At 43.3% G+C, this 16,186-nt stretch carries 17 protein-coding genes and 2 pseudogenes; 2 read left to right on the top strand and 17 right to left on the bottom strand.

Annotated elements, in window-relative coordinates; translation table 11 throughout:
• Positions 1-4: 4 nt before the first annotated feature.
• Entirely contained in the window at positions 5-2,257 is a 2,253-nt protein-coding gene (secDF, locus tag NXM86_RS04195) for a protein translocase subunit SecDF (RefSeq protein ID WP_015864621.1), read from the bottom strand.
• A 196-nt stretch (positions 2,258-2,453) separates the two neighbouring features.
• Positions 2,454-2,750 carry a post-transcriptional regulator gene (locus tag NXM86_RS04190; protein WP_062753020.1) on the bottom strand — a complete coding sequence of 99 codons (297 nt, stop codon included), beginning with the start codon at positions 2,748-2,750 and terminating at the stop codon, positions 2,454-2,456.
• Positions 2,751-2,853: 103 nt separating this feature from the next.
• On the opposite strand from NXM86_RS04190, the gene spoVB reads away from it, so the two are divergent.
• Positions 2,854-4,416 (top strand): stage V sporulation protein B, encoded by a 1,563-nt coding sequence (spoVB, locus tag NXM86_RS04185; RefSeq protein ID WP_097354784.1) that lies wholly within the window; start codon positions 2,854-2,856, stop codon positions 4,414-4,416.
• Between the two features lie 70 nt (positions 4,417-4,486).
• On the top strand, positions 4,487-4,861 hold the full coding sequence (locus NXM86_RS04180; protein WP_041269716.1) for a TIGR04086 family membrane protein: 375 nt from the start codon (positions 4,487-4,489) through the stop codon (positions 4,859-4,861).
• Between the two features lie 43 nt (positions 4,862-4,904).
• On the opposite strand, the gene yajC is transcribed toward NXM86_RS04180, so the two are convergent.
• From yajC to safA, 15 genes and pseudogenes are all read right to left on the bottom strand, one after another.
• The gene (yajC, locus tag NXM86_RS04175; protein WP_498958996.1) at positions 4,905-5,159 is read right to left on the bottom strand and encodes a preprotein translocase subunit YajC; all 255 of its coding nucleotides are present in this window, start codon (positions 5,157-5,159) and stop codon (positions 4,905-4,907) included.
• A gap of 37 nt (positions 5,160-5,196) precedes the next feature.
• Positions 5,197-5,421, bottom strand: coding sequence for a tRNA-guanine transglycosylase (locus NXM86_RS04170; RefSeq protein ID WP_498958660.1), 225 nt, complete (start codon positions 5,419-5,421; stop codon positions 5,197-5,199).
• Positions 5,360-6,337, bottom strand: coding sequence for a tRNA guanosine(34) transglycosylase Tgt (tgt, locus tag NXM86_RS04165; protein WP_498958659.1), 978 nt, complete (start codon positions 6,335-6,337; stop codon positions 5,360-5,362). The genes NXM86_RS04170 and tgt overlap by 62 nt, the downstream gene beginning before the upstream one ends.
• Positions 6,338-6,349: 12 nt before the next feature.
• A pseudogene (gene queA / locus NXM86_RS04160) lies at positions 6,350-7,377 on the bottom strand (tRNA preQ1(34) S-adenosylmethionine ribosyltransferase-isomerase QueA).
• A 23-nt stretch (positions 7,378-7,400) separates the two neighbouring features.
• Positions 7,401-7,607 (bottom strand): DUF2905 domain-containing protein, encoded by a 207-nt coding sequence (locus NXM86_RS04155; RefSeq protein WP_015864628.1) that lies wholly within the window; start codon positions 7,605-7,607, stop codon positions 7,401-7,403.
• Positions 7,604-8,605, bottom strand: coding sequence for a Holliday junction branch migration DNA helicase RuvB (ruvB, locus tag NXM86_RS04150; protein WP_097354788.1), 1,002 nt, complete (start codon positions 8,603-8,605; stop codon positions 7,604-7,606). Before ruvB ends, NXM86_RS04155 begins: the two co-directional genes overlap by 4 nt.
• A gap of 13 nt (positions 8,606-8,618) precedes the next feature.
• The gene (gene ruvA, locus NXM86_RS04145; protein WP_498958658.1) at positions 8,619-9,224 is read right to left on the bottom strand and encodes a Holliday junction branch migration protein RuvA; all 606 of its coding nucleotides are present in this window, start codon (positions 9,222-9,224) and stop codon (positions 8,619-8,621) included.
• A 143-nt stretch (positions 9,225-9,367) separates the two neighbouring features.
• Positions 9,368-10,549, bottom strand: a pseudogene (locus NXM86_RS04140) (IS701 family transposase).
• A gap of 166 nt (positions 10,550-10,715) precedes the next feature.
• On the bottom strand, positions 10,716-11,201 hold the full coding sequence (locus NXM86_RS04135; protein WP_062753036.1) for an intercompartmental signaling factor BofC: 486 nt from the start codon (positions 11,199-11,201) through the stop codon (positions 10,716-10,718).
• Between the two features lie 172 nt (positions 11,202-11,373).
• The gene (locus NXM86_RS04130; RefSeq protein WP_097354790.1) at positions 11,374-12,117 is read right to left on the bottom strand and encodes a YebC/PmpR family DNA-binding transcriptional regulator; all 744 of its coding nucleotides are present in this window, start codon (positions 12,115-12,117) and stop codon (positions 11,374-11,376) included.
• A 190-nt stretch (positions 12,118-12,307) separates the two neighbouring features.
• Entirely contained in the window at positions 12,308-13,036 is a 729-nt protein-coding gene (locus NXM86_RS04125; protein ID WP_062753038.1) for a YhcN/YlaJ family sporulation lipoprotein, read from the bottom strand.
• A 111-nt stretch (positions 13,037-13,147) separates the two neighbouring features.
• Positions 13,148-13,888: an NAD(+) synthase gene (gene nadE / locus NXM86_RS04120; RefSeq protein ID WP_062677157.1), complete on the bottom strand. Its 741-nt coding sequence runs from the start codon at positions 13,886-13,888 to the stop codon at positions 13,148-13,150.
• Positions 13,889-13,934: 46 nt separating this feature from the next.
• Positions 13,935-14,213, bottom strand: coding sequence for a hypothetical protein (locus NXM86_RS04115; protein WP_498958657.1), 279 nt, complete (start codon positions 14,211-14,213; stop codon positions 13,935-13,937).
• Positions 14,210-14,866: a hypothetical protein gene (locus NXM86_RS04110; RefSeq protein ID WP_498958656.1), complete on the bottom strand. Its 657-nt coding sequence runs from the start codon at positions 14,864-14,866 to the stop codon at positions 14,210-14,212. Before NXM86_RS04110 ends, NXM86_RS04115 begins: the two co-directional genes overlap by 4 nt.
• A complete protein-coding gene (safA, locus tag NXM86_RS04105; RefSeq protein ID WP_498958655.1) occupies positions 14,863-16,137 on the bottom strand; it encodes a SafA/ExsA family spore coat assembly protein in 1,275 nt (424 codons plus the stop codon). Before safA ends, NXM86_RS04110 begins: the two co-directional genes overlap by 4 nt.
• Positions 16,138-16,186 lie beyond the last annotated feature (49 nt).

The raw sequence follows: 16,186 nt of genomic DNA, 5'->3' as shown, positions 1-16,186 counted from the left end.
TTCGTTATACTTGTGGTTCCAATTCTTTTTCTGAACGTTTTTTCGTCTTTCCTTTTTTCAATTGGTTGCCTTTCCAAACAATCCATAATTGCGCGGCGATGAATAAAGAAGAGTAAACCCCGCATATTAAACCAACGAAAAGGGCGATATTAAAGTTGAGAATCGCTTCACTGCCGAAGATCAAGAGAGCAACAACGGTAAAGATGACCGTTAACACCGTGTTAATGGAACGAGTAAGCGTTTGTTGCAATGCTCTGTTGACGATATGTTTTAAATCATCCACCGTTTTCACTTTGCGTTTTTTCAGTAAATCACGGATGCGGTCAAAAGTAACGATCGTATCGTTAATCGAATAACCGATAATCGTTAACACCGCAGCAATAAACGTTAAGTCAACTTCTAAACGAGTCAAGCTGAAAAAGGTGACGATGACAAACGCATCGTGAAGAAGCGCCACGATCGCGGCAAGCGCCATATATATTTCAAAACGAATCGTCACATAAATAATAATCCCAATGGACGAAATGAGCACAGCGATCAATGCGTTACGCGCCAATTCTTTTCCAATAACCGGAGATACCGTGCTGACGTTCGGCTCTGAACCATATTGCTGTTTAAAATGTGCTTTTAGCTCCGCAATTTCTTTTTTGCTTAACACGCCGATCAAACGAGCAACACCGATATTATTATGCTCGCCTGATAATACGATGTCCTCCGGTTTTAAGTCAAGCTTTTGAAACTCTTCTTTTAACTGCTGAACATTAATTGGTTTATCACTCATTACTTCTATGCGCGTGCCGCTCGTAAAATCGATGCCAAGATTAAGCTTCAGCGTTAATAAGGCAATAATCCCGATCACCGTTAGCAAACCAGAAAAAATGAAAAACTTTTTACTATGTTTTACGAAGTCCAAACGATCAAATTTTGTCGGTACTTCCGTATGATCCGTTGTTTCGGCGATATTTAAGATTTCCGATTTTTTTACACCGAAATAGCCTGGCTTATTGTTCAGCCAGCGGCTATGGACAAGCAGGCCAAGCAACAGGCGCGTGCCGTACACCGCGGTGATGAAGCTTGCTAAAATGCTGATGATCAGCATCGTTGCGAACCCTTTTACTGAGCTTGTCCCGTAAATAAAGAGAACAATACCGGCAATCATCGTCGTAATGTTCGCATCCACAATTGTCGCCAACGATCCTCTATTCCCAGAACGGAATGCCGACATAACCGACTTGCCTAGCTTAATTTCCTCTTTAATCCGCTCATACGTAATAATATTGGCATCAACCGCCATCCCGACACCTAAAACAAGAGCGGCAATTCCCGGCAATGTCAATACGCCGTTCATCCAATCAAAGATAAGCAAAATAAGGTAAATATAAACAGTTAATGTAATGACAGCGATAACCCCTGGCAAACGATAAAACAAAATCATAAAGAGGAAAATCGCGGCAACCCCTACAATGCCGGCAAAAATTGTTTTTTGCAGGGCATTTTGGCCAAACTGTGCCCCGACCGATGTCGAGTAAATTTCTTTTAACTCGACTGGAAGCGCGCCAGCATTAAGCAGGTCAGCTAATTGCTGTGCCTCCTTAACGGTGAAATTGCCTACGATGGAGACATCTGTTTGGGCAAATACTTGGTTTACCGCTGCCGCGGAAATAAATTTTGGATCTGCTTTTCCCGCTTCTTTCGCGTAGGAATCTTCTCCTTCTTTAAAGTCCAGCCAAATGACCAATAAGTTATTTGGCGGTCCCATTTTATATACTTTTTCTGTCACTTGTTTAAATTTATCCGCATCTTTTAATTTAATGGCAACACTCGGTTTCCCGTTTTCGTCAAAGGACAGCTTTGCTCCGCCTTGAACAAGATCGCTTCCATCCATTAACACGTTATCATGCACGTCACGGAACGTTAATTTTGCCTGCGTCGATAAAATCTCGCGCGCTTGATTTTGATCTTTTATCCCCGCAAGCTGCACGCGAATCCGATTTTTTCCTTCTATTTGAATGTTTGGCTCGCTCACACCGAGCACGTTAATCCGTTTGTTTAGCGCGCTCACCGTGCTTTTTAATGTTTCTTTGTCAATTTTATCGCCTTTTTTCGCTGGCTTTACTTCATACAGCACTTCAAAGCCGCCTTGCAAATCAAGACCTAATTTAATGTTATGTAAAATTCCTTGAATCGTCGGCCCCATCACTCCTGCAAAAAGCAAAAGCAACAGGAAAAACGCGACAATGCGACTGCGTTTTACCATAATAAAAAAGTCCTCCTTCAACTCGTCTTACCACTTACTTCTCATGATTGTCACTCATCTAGAAATTACTTGCTAGACTAATTTTCGAAAAAAAGAAAACTTCTCTTACACCGAAAAACAATGCTTGCGAGCGCTTGTTTTTTCTCAATAATCCAATTATGAAACAGTTAACGGAAACTGTCAATTTTCTACATCACTATAATAATTCGTTTAACACTGCTTCTAAATCATCATTTCCAGAACAGTGCTGTTCTTTATATGATTGCATCGTAATAAATGACATGTACTCGCCGATTTGTAACGATAAAATATCGTTGACAAGCTCAAATAACTTTCTTTCTTCTTTAAAATTTTTCCATTTCTTTTGAACTAGACAATCCCATATTTGATCCATCGTCACTTGTTTATAACCAAGCAGGCGAAATTCATCATACTTGCATTGTAATGCGGGCATCAGCTGTTCTCGCAGTTCTTTTTGTTTTTCCTTTTCCATTCTCTCGCCTTCTCCCTCTGAAAACTTGTCATGCTTGTTTATATGTATTGCATATAGTTAATTGTATAAAAGATCATGACATTTGAGAAGGTAGGGAGACGAGATGTCTAAATTTCTACAAGGAACGATGATTTTAATCGTTGCTGGTTTGATTACAAGGATTCTTGGATTTGTCAACCGCATTGTCGTCGCCCGCGTTATTGGCGAGGAAGGCGTTGGATTGTACATGATGGCGATGCCAACGCTTGTGTTAGCCATTACGATCACGCAAATGGGGCTCCCTGTCGCCATTTCGAAACTAGTTGCAGAAGCCGAAGCGGTTGGCGATCGACAAAAAGTGAAAAAAATTCTTGTTGTCTCTTTAACGATTACAAGTATACTTAGCGTTATCTTCTTCCCTACTATGATATTGCTTGCACCATTTTTATCACGAACATTATTTACTGACCCACGCACTTATTATCCGTTAATCGCTATTGCTCCTGTCGTCCCAATCATAGCGGTTTCTTCCGTGTTACGCGGTTATTTCCAAGGAAAACAGCAAATGAAGCCGTACGCATATTCACAGCTTTTAGAACAAATCGTTCGCATTAGTTTGATTGCCTATTGTACAAAAGCATTATTGCCGTATGGCATTGAATATGCTGCTGCAGGTGCGATGTTTTCATCTGTTATTGGTGAATTCATGTCATTATTATATTTGCTTTACATGTTTAAATTAAAAAAATCCATTAAGCTGCGAACAAAGTTTATTCAATATGTCAAGGCAGGAAAAGAAACGTTTGCAAGTTTAATGCGCATCGCTTTGCCAACGACAGGAAGCCGTTTAATTGGCTCTCTTTCTTGGTTTTTGGAGCCGATTGTCGTTGCAAACAGCTTGGCAATGGCCGGAGTCGCAACAACGCTAGCTACAAAACAATATGGTCAGCTGACTGGCTATGCTCTTCCATTATTAATGCTGCCGTCTTTTATTACGTATTCACTATCCACCTCTCTTGTTCCAGCAATCAGTGAAGCAATGGCACAAAAACAAACATTATTGGTTGAACATCGCATTCAGCAAGCAATGCGTCTTTCTCTCGTCACAGGCGGGCTCTCTGTCGTCGTCTTATATGTATTTGCAGAACCGCTCATGCAACTGATGTACGGTACAAGTGAAGCGACTATTTTTGTCAAAGTGATGGCACCATTTTTTCTATTTTATTACTTTCAAGGTCCGCTGCAGGCAGTATTGCAGGCCCTTGATTTAGCGAAAGCAGCGATGACAAATAGCTTAATTGGCGCAGCCGTAAAAATTGTCTGTATTTTCGCCTTAGCAACCCAACCGAGCTTAGGAATTATGGGAGCAGCATTGGCCGTTGCGATCAACACTGTGTTAGTCACATTGCTTCATTTTGCAACGATTATAAAAGTAGTATCTTATTCTATTTATCCACTCGAATATGTCAAGGCTTGTTTATCCATCACTATAGCAGGTGTTGCTGGGTACGTATCATTCCACTATTCTTTCATCATGCTGCCACTGCCTATACGAACGTTGGCTTCTATTACCGTTACCGCCATCGTTTACTTGCTTCTGCTGATTATTTTTCAATTGGTCAAACGAGAAGAGCTTGCACATATTCCGGCAATTGGTGCTTTTTTTGCGAAAAAAAATCGCAAATAAACTTCTAAACATGTCCGAATAGGAATATATTTTGGTGAAACTTATTTATCAGGCGACAGGGGGGAATGAGATGACAAAATGGGGAACAGCTATTGTTTATGGGGTTGTAACTATTTTCTTATTGGCGGCTCTCATTAGCTTCTTTTTATCTCTCATACTAAAATGGACAAACGTGCAAGAACCTTCGTTAACATGGATTATTTTTGCCGGGTCGCTTCTTTCCATGTTCATTGGCGGGGTTGTAGCTGGTGGAAAAGGAAAAGAAAGAGGCTGGCTCATTGGCGGGGGAACAAGTTTATTATTTACATTCATCGTATTAGTATTTCAATTTTTGGGATTGGAAAAAGCATTCACTATTGAACAATGGTTATATCATCTCATCTTTTTTGTCGCAGCGGCGCTTGGCGGCATTGTCGGTGTAAACCTAGCCGCATCACGCAATTAAACGATGACGGCTACCTTTACTTGGGAAAGGTAGCCGTCATCGTTTACTTATTCTCTTTTTCCGTCACCACTTCGCGCACCGCCGAGCGGTCATATGTAAGACGCGTGCCATCGCCTGCACGAATGACAACTTTATCTTCATCGACCGAATCGATGATCCCATGCAGTCCGCCAATGGTGATGATTTTATCCCCTTTTTTTAAATTAGCCTGCATTTGCTGAATCTCACGCTGCCGTTTTTGCTGCGGCCGAATCAGCAAGAAATAAAAAATGACAAAAAACAAAATAATTGAAGAAATTAAGCAATCGCTGCTGACATTATTTCCCCTCTATGTTTTAAAAGTTTTTCGCATTTGGTTTATTAAAGCCATATCGCTCGAAAAATTCATCGCGAAAGTCCCCAAGACGATCTTCACGAATCGCTTGTCTCACTTGCTCCATTAATTTTATCAAAAAATAGACATTATGGTAAGAAGTTAAACGAATTCCAAACGTTTCATCACATTTGATGAGATGGCGAATATATGCGCGCGTATAATTGCGGCACGTATAGCATCGCAATTAGGATCAAGCGGCAAAAATCGCGGCGTATGTGCGTTTTTATGACACACTCCCTTTGGCTCGTCATTACTGTTCCATTGCGGCCAATACGTGTTGGAAGCACACAGTCAAACATGTCAATGCCGCGAATCGCCCCGTCGATAAGCGAATCCGGCGAACCGACTCCCATCAAGTAACGCGGTTTATTCGCCGGCAAAAGCGGGGTCGTAAACTCGAGCACACGATTCATTACTTCTTTCGGCTCACCAACAGATAAGCCGCCGACAGCATATCCCGGAAAATCTAACGACACTAAGTCTTGCGCGCTTTGTCTGCGAAGATCTTCGAATTCCCCGCCCTGCACAATCCCGAACAATCCTTGCTCATTCGGGCGCTTATGCGCTTTTAAACAGCGCTCCGCCCAACGGCTTGTTCGTTCCACGGACTGTTTCATATATTCATATGTTGCCGGATATGGGGGACATTCATCGAACGCCATCATAATGTCTGAACCAAGCGCATTTTGTATTTCGATCGCCTTTTCCGGAGATAAAAATAGCTTATCTCCGTTTAAATGATTTCGGAAGTATACGCCTTCTTCCTCAATTCTCCGAAATTCACTTAAACTAAACACTTGAAAACCGCCGGAATCCGTTAAAATGCCGCGGTCCCAATTCATAAATGAATGAAGGCCGCCGGCTTCTTTTACGATTTCATGTCCCGGCCGCAGCCATAGATGATACGTATTGCTCAAAATAATGCCGGCACCCATTTCTTTTAATTCTTCCGGCGATAATGTTTTCACAGTTGCTAATGTCCCAACCGGCATAAACATCGGTTTCAAACGAACCGTGCGGCGTATGAAGAATTCCAAGACGCGCACCCGTTTGTTTACACGTTTTAATGAGCTCAAAACGAATCGGTGATGCCAATCCAACGATCCCCTTTCTTAAATAATCAACATTGCATCGCCAAAACTAAAGAATCGATAGCGCTCTTTCACCGCCGCATTGTATGCCCGCAAAATATTTTCGCGGCCGGCAAGAGCGCTGACAAGCATAATAAGCGTAGACTTTGGCAAATGAAAGTTCGTCACTAATCCATCGATTGCCTTAAATTCATAGCCTGGATAAATGAAAATATCCGTCCAACCGCTTTCCGCCACAAATGCACCGTTATGTTTTGACGCAATCGTCTCTAACGTGCGTGTAGACGTTGTACCGACAGCAATAATGCGTCCTCCTTGCTGTCTGACCTCGTTCAGCAATCGCGCCGTTTCTTCTGTCATTTGATAAAATTCGGCGTGCATATCATGTTCTTCAATGTTTTCGACGCTGACTGGACGGAATGTACCAAGTCCAACATGGAGAGTAATAAACGCAATATGCACTCCTTTGGCCGTATATCATCAAGAAGCTGTTCCGTAAAGTGAAGGCCGGCTGTCGGCGCCGCCGCTGAACCCACTTCACGGGCATATACAGTCTGATAACGCTCCGGGTCATCCAATTTTTCTTTAATATACGGTGGAAGCGGCATTTCCCCAAGCTGTTCAAGCACTTCATAAAAGATGCCTTGATAAGAAAATTCCAAGATACGCCCCCCATGCTCAAGCGTATCGACACATGTCGCCTTCAGCCGTCCGTCGCCGAAAGTAATTTCCGTGCCAACTTTTACTCGTTTTGCTGGTTTGACCAATGTTTCCCATCGGTCTCCTTCCAATTGTTTTAATAACAGCACCTCGATATTGGCGCCAGTATTTTCTTTTTCCCCATAAAGCCGCGCCGGCATCACACGTGTATCGTTCAAAACAAGACAATCTCCTTCATGCAAATACGATAAAATATTGCGAAAGGTTTCATGACGAATTTCACCGGTTTTTTTATCGAGCACCATTAACCGCGATGCATCGCGGTTTGGCAGCGGTGTTTGTGCAATTAACTCTTCTGGCAGCTCAAAGTCAAACAAATCTATTTTCAATTTTTCTCACCTTTCCTTATTGTTTAACGAAATCGTCCAAGCACATAAAAAATGAGCGATAAAACAATGCTTAACAAAATAGACGTAACAACCGGAAAATAAAAAGTCGTATTCCCTTTCCGAATAATAATATCTCCCGGAAGCCGCCCTAGTTTAATAAACTGCATGAGAAATCCGATAATAATGAGAACAACCCCAATCATCATAATAAGCTTAGGCAGGCTATTCATTGTTTTGGAACCTCCATTCCAAAATGTTCGTAAGCAATAGGGGTAACGATACGGCCGCGCGGGGTGCGCTGTAAAAAGCCAATTTGCAGCAAGTACGGCTCATATACATCTTCAATGGTCTGCGCCTCTTCGCCGATCGTTGCAGCAATCGTATCAATGCCAACTGGTCCACCGCCAAACTTTTCCATAATCGCTTTGATTAATTTATGATCGATATGATCAAGTCCTAGTCGATCGACTTGCAGCAGCTCCAGCGCCTCTTTCGCTAACAAAAATGTGATCGTTCCGTCTCCCCGCACCTGAGCAAAATCGCGAACGCGTCGCAAAAGACGATTCGCGATGCGCGGTGTGCCTCGCGAGCGCCGAGCGATTTCCAACGCGGCTTCTGCCTTAATGTCCACGTGCAAAATCTCTGCTGTTCGCATCACAATTTGCGTAAGATGTTCAGGTGTATAATACTCTAATCGGCTAATCACTCCAAAACGGTCACGAAGCGGAGCAGATAAAGCACCGGCTCTTGTCGTAGCACCGACAAGCGTAAACGGCGGCAAATCAATGCGAATGGATCGAGCAGTTTGTCCTTTGCCAATGATGATATCTAAACAATAATCTTCCATTGCCGGATATAACACTTCTTCAACCGAACGGTGCAACCGATGAATTTCATCAATGAATAACACATCTCCTGGCTCCAAAGAAGTTAAAATTGCCGCCAAGTCGCCTGGGCGCTCAATCGCCGGCCCGGAAGTCGTGCGAAGATGAACTCCCATTTCATTCGCAATAATCGCTGCCAACGTTGTCTTTCCCAACCCAGGAGGACCGTACAACAACACATGATCAAGCGTTTCTTCACGCATTTTCGCCGCTTCAATAAATACTTTTAAATTATCTTTCACTTTGTCTTGTCCAATATATTCATGCAAAAACTTCGGGCGGAGACTGTATTCGAGCGAAACGTCTTCGCGGTGGACATCACCGGAAACAAGGCGTTCTTCCACTTTTCTCCCCTCCCTATTTTAACAATTGCTGAAGCGCACGTTTCACATATTGATCTGTCGATAAGTTTTCTTTCATTAACGACGGTACTACCTTTTGAATTTCCCGTTCTGCGTAGCCGAGCGCTTTTAACGCCTCGATCGCCTCCTCAAGAGCCGATAAATGCGGCCGTGCGGATTCCTCTTGCAAATGGAATAAATCCGGAAATGTTTTAGCAGTAACCGCTGTGAGCTTTCCTTTTAAATCGAGAATCATTTGCCGCGCTGTTTTTTTTCCGACCCCCGGAAACTTGCATAAAAACGCTTCATTTTCTTGTTCAATCGCTTCGACAAGCTGCTCGGGCCGACCCGCTGCTAAAATCGCTAATCCGCCTTTTGGGCCAATTCCTGAAACTTGCAATAGTTTCGCAAACAACGTTCGTTCTTCACGGGTGCGAAATCCGTACAAAGCAAGCACATCTTCGCGAACGTATTGATATGTATAAACCGTTACGATTGTATCACGGCTTTCTTGAAACGAAAACGGATTGGGTGTAAAGATTTGATACCCAATGCCGTTGTTGTCGATCACAATATATTCAGGGCAAACATAATCAACGTATCCGCGGACAAATTCAATCAACGCTGTACTCCACTCCTTTTCTTTCCTGCCTTTCATTGTACCATACCATTACATTATAACAAAAAGCGAATGTATATTCCTACTGTAGTTGAGCAATTTTAATTACAATAATTACCATGTAAAAGAGACAAACAGGGTACCCCTTATGCCACGTGGAGCTGTTTTTTCACGGTATCAATGGGAATATTTTGTTTCGCTGCACGGTAAATGAACTCCACGAGGCTATGTCCTTTTCTCTTGCGCAGAAGATCGAGCCCATCAGAAAAATCGCTGTTCGACTCGAACATGCTGTACACGTAAGCAAGCTGCACCAAGATCCAGTAGCGTTTCACCGCCCGACGTCCGCGAACGCGGTATCCATCGAGTTTCAGCTGGTCTTTCGCTTGACGGAAAAAACATTCGATCGACCAACGCTGGGCATAGTAGCGCAAGATCTCTTCATCGCTTAGATCCCGGTCGGTGCTCAAGACGCAGTGAAGATGTTCCGATGTCATCGGCTGATCGGCTTTCCAAGCGAGCAGCACCACGGCATCATCGAGACCTTTGAGAGAGCCTTCGTAGCGATAAACCCGATAACGCTCTTCTCCCACCGTGACGAGGTGAGTGTCTTTCGGTTCGATGTAGCGGGCAAACTCCCTCACCTGAACCGCAATGCCTTTTGGATAAAGAAGCCGATTGGCCTTGAGCATTGCGATTACGTGGAATCCCTTTTTCAGACAAGCTTCCACGAGCGTTTGCGATGGATACCAAGAGTCCATCAGCACATAAACAGGACGGTGTACATCCAACGAAGAAAGCATCTCGATCGCGAGTTCCCCCTTTGCTTTTCCCAGCCGCCTTGTCGTAGAGGCGGAACGCAAAGGGAAAAGCCTGGGTCATCGTATGAACCATGAGCCAAACGAGAGAATGTCCCCAGATCGACTTTTTCTCTGTGTGAGAATAGTGCCAATCACACCCTTGAATGGCGTGCGTTGCCTGTGACGAAGGCTTGGTTTTTGGCAAATCGTATCATCGATCGAAACAAAAAGGGGTTGATTCTCCTGTTTGGCGATGCGTTCGACACGACGAAGGATCCACTGTTGAAGTTTGCGAAGCAGCGTCTCTTCATCCCAAGGGCTTTTCGTGAAAAAATGGCTGAGTGTCGTGCGGTGGTTCGGATGAAAGCTCCAATGATGAAGATCGGTCAATGTTCCCGCAAATCCTTTGGTGGTCAGCGCATCCACGATATGAACGAGATGCTTCATGACAGGTTTTGAAAAATAAAGTGCCAACCCTAACATCGTGAAAAACTTGTGGATTCCTTGATGATGTGCTAATCTATTCATGAGACATGAACCTCCTTGTGAATAGTTTTGGTGACACATCTATTCTAATCAAGGAATCGGGTTCATGTCTCTTTTTTTGTTTGGTTGTAAATTTATGTTAGCGAATTTGCTCATCTACAGTTCCTATTTAGAAAACAAAAAAGACTTACCCTAGCGATAAGTCTTTCTAACGTATTAAAGCAAAATGACGATATGTTTCGATAATATCTTTATACTGTGACTTGGAGACGACGCGAATTCCTTTTTTCAGTTGCTCATGCTGGCGGCTTTCGAGTTTTTTTACATCAATTTGAAAAAATGATTGAATAACCCGTGTGGAATGAGCAGGTTTGCCTTCAAAAATAGATAATGTTCCGTCTTCGGTGATTCCAAAATAACCGTTCGCCTTTAATAATGGGGAAATATCATTCACTGTTTTGCGAAATACTATCGTTTGATCATCCATATTCACAAGCTGCCAGTCTTTATATTTTTTCCATATATCTTTCATGGAAACAACGGTTTCTTCTTTTGTTTCTTGGCTCACTTCTCCGTCTAAATATTGCTGCTCTAAAATAATCGTCATTTTTACGGAAGATGGCGCAGCAAAAGCAGCCTGGATGAACAATACATAGGAAGCGATCATAATGAAGAAAGTGGCAAGAATTCGCATCTCCTTTTCCTCTCTTTCTAGGTAAATAAACAATATGCTTATTTCTATTTTCACCAATGTGAGAAGTTTTATCCTTTGCACCGATTCCGCATTTCTCTATTTTCCGCCGTTATTATTGTGACAAACGCCAAAAAATAATGCCCTATGCAGCCAGCATAGGGCATTATTTCAATTATTGCTCTTCCAACACCGATTCGTCCAAATTGTGGTACACTTCTTGGACGTCGTCGTCATCTTCAAGGGTATCGATCAGTTTTAGCATTTTCTTTAGATCATCGCCAGCAAGCGTCGTATATGTTTGTGGAATCATTGTAATTTCAGCGCTAGCAAACGTAAAGCCGTTTTTCTCTAATTGTTCTTTTACTTCTTCAAATGCTTCCGGTGTTGTATAAATTTCAAACGAATCTTCGGTTGTTTCCATTTCTTCCGCTCCTGCTTCAATCGCTTGAAGAAGCATGTCATCTTCATCGATGTCAAGTCCTTCGCGGGCAATGACAAGAAGTCCTTTTCGGTCAAACAAATAAGAAACGCAGCCGGTTTCCCCTAAATTGCCGCCATTTTTTGAAAAGGCTACTCGCACGTTCGAAGCGGTACGGTTTTTATTATCGGTTAAGCAAACGACCATCACGGCAACGCCGCCAGGTCCGTATCCTTCATAGCGAACTTCTTCGTAGTTCGTATGTTCTTGTGTTCCTGTCGCCTTTTTTATTGCACGTTCAATATTTTCGTTTGGCATGTTCGCAGCCTTTGCTTTTTCAATAACAAGGCGCAAGGCTGGATTGGATGCTGGATCGCCTCCGCCCGTTTTAGCCGCTACATAAATTTCTTTCGCCAATTTCATAAACAATTTGCCGCGCTTTGCATCTTGCGCATTTTTACGGCGTTGAATATTCTTCCACTTCGAATGTCCAGCCATCGAAATTTCTCCTCTCATCGCAACGAAATTTCCGATATTACTATACCAAAAAAACAGGAAAATGTCATATAACAAAAATAGGCGGATTCTTCTCCTACACAGCCGATTTTCTTCGTTGAAGAAGAAGCCTTCTCGGCTATGTTTTACAAAAAAGTGGGAACACCTTTTTAGGTGTCCCCACTTTTTCACATTAACGTGTATTTGCAGGACGTTCGTTAATTTTTCCATCAATAAAAATCGTTTTTAAATCACGTTCGATTTCTTCCATTGGCCGGCCGCGGCGGATGTCGTTGTCGATCGTACGGACGCGGTTGTACATGCTAGGATTGGAAACGATGCGCACATGTTTGCCTTTCGTATGCGGTGCAACCGCTTGGGCGACAAGACGCTTCACGTGATCTGCGTATTTGGAATTGGTCGAAATCGCAACAAGCACATGATCACGGTAAACAAGCGTCCGGGCATCGTTGACTCCTCTTACCGCAGCGGCGCGGCGGGAGATCGTTTCCGCCAATCGTCCGTCATACTTCCTATAGTAAGAAGGAGTTGTTTTACTTTCCATCGAATTTAAATGCCCATGGTAGTTGCGGTCCGCATCACTGAAATCAGCATCGAGCGGAAGCGCAGGCGTATCCGTATCAAAACGGGTAATTCCCGGAATACGTGCACGGTTATTGTCTGTATCGAAAAAATCGGCCGCTGGTCCGCGACGGCTTAATATATAGTTGTTATCATAATTAGTCGCATTTGTGCCATAGCGTCCGTAACGGAAGTCATCATCAAAACGCTCCGTGGAATAGTACCCAATCGGACGCGTCGCATCATTGTAGCGTCTATCATCGTTGTCCGCGTAATTGGCGCATGCAGCCATCGCGCTCAAGACAGAAACAGCCCCGATGATTTTCATTGCGTTTTTCATGGAAAAACCCCCTTTTTTCCTTCGCTCGCACCAGGCCAAAAAACATATTCCGGCCTTATTATTAGCTTGGCGAAGGAAAGAGGGTTTTATCGCTGTCAGTTAACGGTAGAATTAGAATTTTGGCGGTGCAATCGCCAACTGGCGTTTATGTTGTGAACGCTTGTGCAAACGCTCAATAATTTGCCGGTCTTTTTCCGGAACTTCTTCTCCTTTTAAATATTTATCAATCATCTCGTAGGTTGTCCCCATTTCATTTTCATCTGTTTGCCCTTCCCATAATCCTGCGCTTGGCGCTTTTGTAATAATTTCGTTCGGAACGCCGAGAATGCGCGCCATCTCGCGCACTTCTCCTTTCGTAAAATGAACGAGCGGCACTAGATCGACTCCGCCGTCCCCATATTTGGTAAAGTACCCTGTATACCATTCCGCTGCATTATCAGTGCCGACTACCATATATCCGTAATTATTGGCAACCGCGTATAATGTTGTCATGCGAAGGCGCGCTCTTGTGTTCGCATCACCTAAACGCGCTGTTTCTTCATTCCATTCTCCTTTTTCTTTCAGTTGTTTTTCCACTTCTCCAAATAACAGGTTATGCGTTTCGGTTAAATCAATGATCAAGTGTTTAATGCCGCAGCTTTCCACCACTTTTAATGCATCTTCCATATCTTTCGGATTGCTTTTACATGGCATAATCAATCCGAGCGAGTTGTCCGGAAATGCACGTTTAATTAAGTGGGCGACAACTGCTGAGTCAATGCCGCCGCTAATTCCAACAATTGCCCCATTTAATCCGGCATCCGCTACTTGGTCGCGCAGCCATTGAATAAGTTTTTCAATTTTTTCCTTCATCTTTTTTCAGCTTCCTTTCACGAAAAAATTCCGTATATTCATTTTATCATATCGATAATTTCGCGGACAAACTGTTTACGTTCTTTGCGGCAACAGAAAGTTGCTTGTTATGCTGTAACGCAAAGCGCCATTCACGCATAATATCAGCCGGAAATAAAAGAGCGTGTAAAAACCACGGTTTCGTGAGCCAAAATGAAAAGACAGGAAATCGATATAATTGTGAAAAAGACCATTGCAAATAGGGCAAAATACGATTCGCGTACTGCAAATAATCGATGCCTGGCGAAGCAATGGCAATCGTATCATAGTCGATTAAATAGATCATTCCTTCTTTTGTCCGCAAAAAATTATGGGAAGCACATCACCATGAATAATCGTAACAGGCTCCGCTGCTAACGACGGCATATAGCTTGCGAATGTGGCAAGACAATATTCCGCATGCTGAATCGTCCAAGCGATATCTTCTTTATCCATTATTCGTTCGATTAATGATAGATGGGCATAAAAATCATAATAGCGGCGCTGCCACATGCCATATAAATGGTAGTACGGAACAATCGTTTGAAACAACGGAATTTTTATTAACAGCCTGGCGATGGAATGATATGTTTGTAACAATTCCAGTCCATCGGCGATATCTTGTTGACGAGCGAATGATAATCTTTCTGCATCGGAAATATATGTTTGCATCACCCAAAAGGCGCCTTCAAAGAAAAATACACCATTTTGTCCCAAAGTGGTATATATGGCAGGAACATGAACAAACCCCGCCTTTCTTAGCGATTGCATAAATAGCGCTTGTCTCATCGCTTCGAAAAAGGTTCGATACCGTTTAATCACCCAATATCCTTCGTATGCTGTAACTACCCATACGTTATGTTTGACTGTTTTTATATTTTTCACACGTAAGCCGTATTCGTTTTGCAGAAGAAAAAAGAGACGACCTGCTACATCGTCTCTTTTTTGCTTATTGTTCACCAATAATCATTACTCTCCTCGTCATGCGGTTCTGTAAATAATTGTTCTTCCGTACGAGGAAACGCTGAAGTGGTTGGTGCTTGTGTGAATGGATATGCCGTCCCTGCCGCCGGATATGGATAAGGAGCAGGTGCAGCTGGCGGATAGTAGCCGTACGACGCCGGCGGCATGTATGGATAAAACGCTGGATGCCATCCATATCCTTGCATTACTGGTAAAATCGGTGCACATGGCATAATCGGATAAGAAGAAGCAGGTGAATATGAAGGAAATGGTGGCATATTTGCCGATGCCGGATTTACTGTTGGTGATGTATGCCCTGGCATTAGTGGCACTTCACCTGATTCACCGCTGCTTTCTTCAATACCAGGAAATGGATGAGAACCACTTTCCGCATCCCCATATGTTGATGGTTGTAGATATGTTGGATAGTTAACTGGCATGGTTGGCATAGGCGGAAAATAATATCCCGCACCTGGTAAAATAGGAGTTACCGGACCACACGGCTGTGGTGGCATTGGTGCAACAGGCGCTCCTCCCATCGCATATGGCTGCTGCATCATCGGAACGTATGGAGCTTTTGGAAGTTCTGGTGGTGTATCATCATCCGCTGCTAATTCTTTTTCTTCTACCGCCTCAGCAGGGCTTTCTAATTCTTGTTTCATGATTCCTGGTAAAATATTTTCTGGTTTTGGCGGAATCGGCGGAACATTAGAAATCGCATTAGAAAAGTTAATATTTACGTTTGGCGTTACTGGTGGAATCGTATGCGATAACGGTGGAATGTTGAACTGCTTTTCCTCAGAACCTAGTGCGGCATTATCTGATTTCGTCCCTTCGTTCACCGGCGCTTTTGGCGCTTCCTCGATCGGTGCCTTTGGCGCTTCCTTGATCGGTGCCTTTGGCGCTTCCTTGATCGGCGCTTTCGGCGCTTCGTTCACCACTGCCTCGGGAGCCTTGTTTACCTTTTCTTCTTTTATAGGCTCCGAAAACTCCGCCTCAATGTTCACCGATGCAAACGGCTTTGTATGGGCATACGGGTGCTCTATATTTTCTTCTTTTTTCGGAGCCAGATTAATTTTTGTTTCTTTTTTCGGCGCTTCTTTTTTTACCGGAACTCCCGCAGTCGGTACTTTAATTTTCATTCCCGGCATAATCATATCTGGATTGCTCAAATGACCGTTCATTTTCTTTAGATGTTCAAAATCGACCCCATACTTTTGCGCAATTTTCCAAAGCGTATCGCCCTTTTGGACAATATGGATTTTCACTCCGTTCCCCTCCTAACCCGAAACTATTAACGTTGTATCTCAGCTTCCG

The organism is Geobacillus sp. CX412, from assembly GCF_027942335.1.
Classification (GTDB): domain Bacteria; phylum Bacillota; class Bacilli; order Bacillales; family Anoxybacillaceae; genus Parageobacillus_B; species Parageobacillus_B toebii.
The sequence above is the reverse complement of the archived record's forward strand: the minus strand, read 5'-3'. Positions and strand labels throughout refer to the sequence as shown.

Excerpts from the sequence above, each read along its gene's own strand:
- secDF (WP_015864621.1), bottom strand. The coding sequence starts at position 2,257 with ATGGTAAAACGCAGTCGCATTGTCGCGTTTTTCCTGTTGCTTTTGCTT.
- NXM86_RS04190 (WP_062753020.1), bottom strand. The coding sequence starts at position 2,750 with ATGGAAAAGGAAAAACAAAAAGAACTGCGAGAACAGCTGATGCCCGCA.
- spoVB (WP_097354784.1), top strand. The coding sequence starts at position 2,854 with ATGTCTAAATTTCTACAAGGAACGATGATTTTAATCGTTGCTGGTTTG.
- NXM86_RS04180 (WP_041269716.1), top strand. The coding sequence starts at position 4,487 with ATGACAAAATGGGGAACAGCTATTGTTTATGGGGTTGTAACTATTTTC.
- NXM86_RS04155 (WP_015864628.1), bottom strand. The coding sequence starts at position 7,607 with ATGAATAGCCTGCCTAAGCTTATTATGATGATTGGGGTTGTTCTCATT.
- NXM86_RS04135 (WP_062753036.1), bottom strand. The coding sequence starts at position 11,201 with ATGCGAATTCTTGCCACTTTCTTCATTATGATCGCTTCCTATGTATTG.
- NXM86_RS04130 (WP_097354790.1), bottom strand. The coding sequence starts at position 12,117 with ATGGCTGGACATTCGAAGTGGAAGAATATTCAACGCCGTAAAAATGCG.
- NXM86_RS04125 (WP_062753038.1), bottom strand. The coding sequence starts at position 13,036 with ATGAAAAACGCAATGAAAATCATCGGGGCTGTTTCTGTCTTGAGCGCG.
- nadE (WP_062677157.1), bottom strand. The coding sequence starts at position 13,888 with ATGAAGGAAAAAATTGAAAAACTTATTCAATGGCTGCGCGACCAAGTA.
- NXM86_RS04115 (WP_498958657.1), bottom strand. The coding sequence starts at position 14,213 with ATGATCTATTTAATCGACTATGATACGATTGCCATTGCTTCGCCAGGC.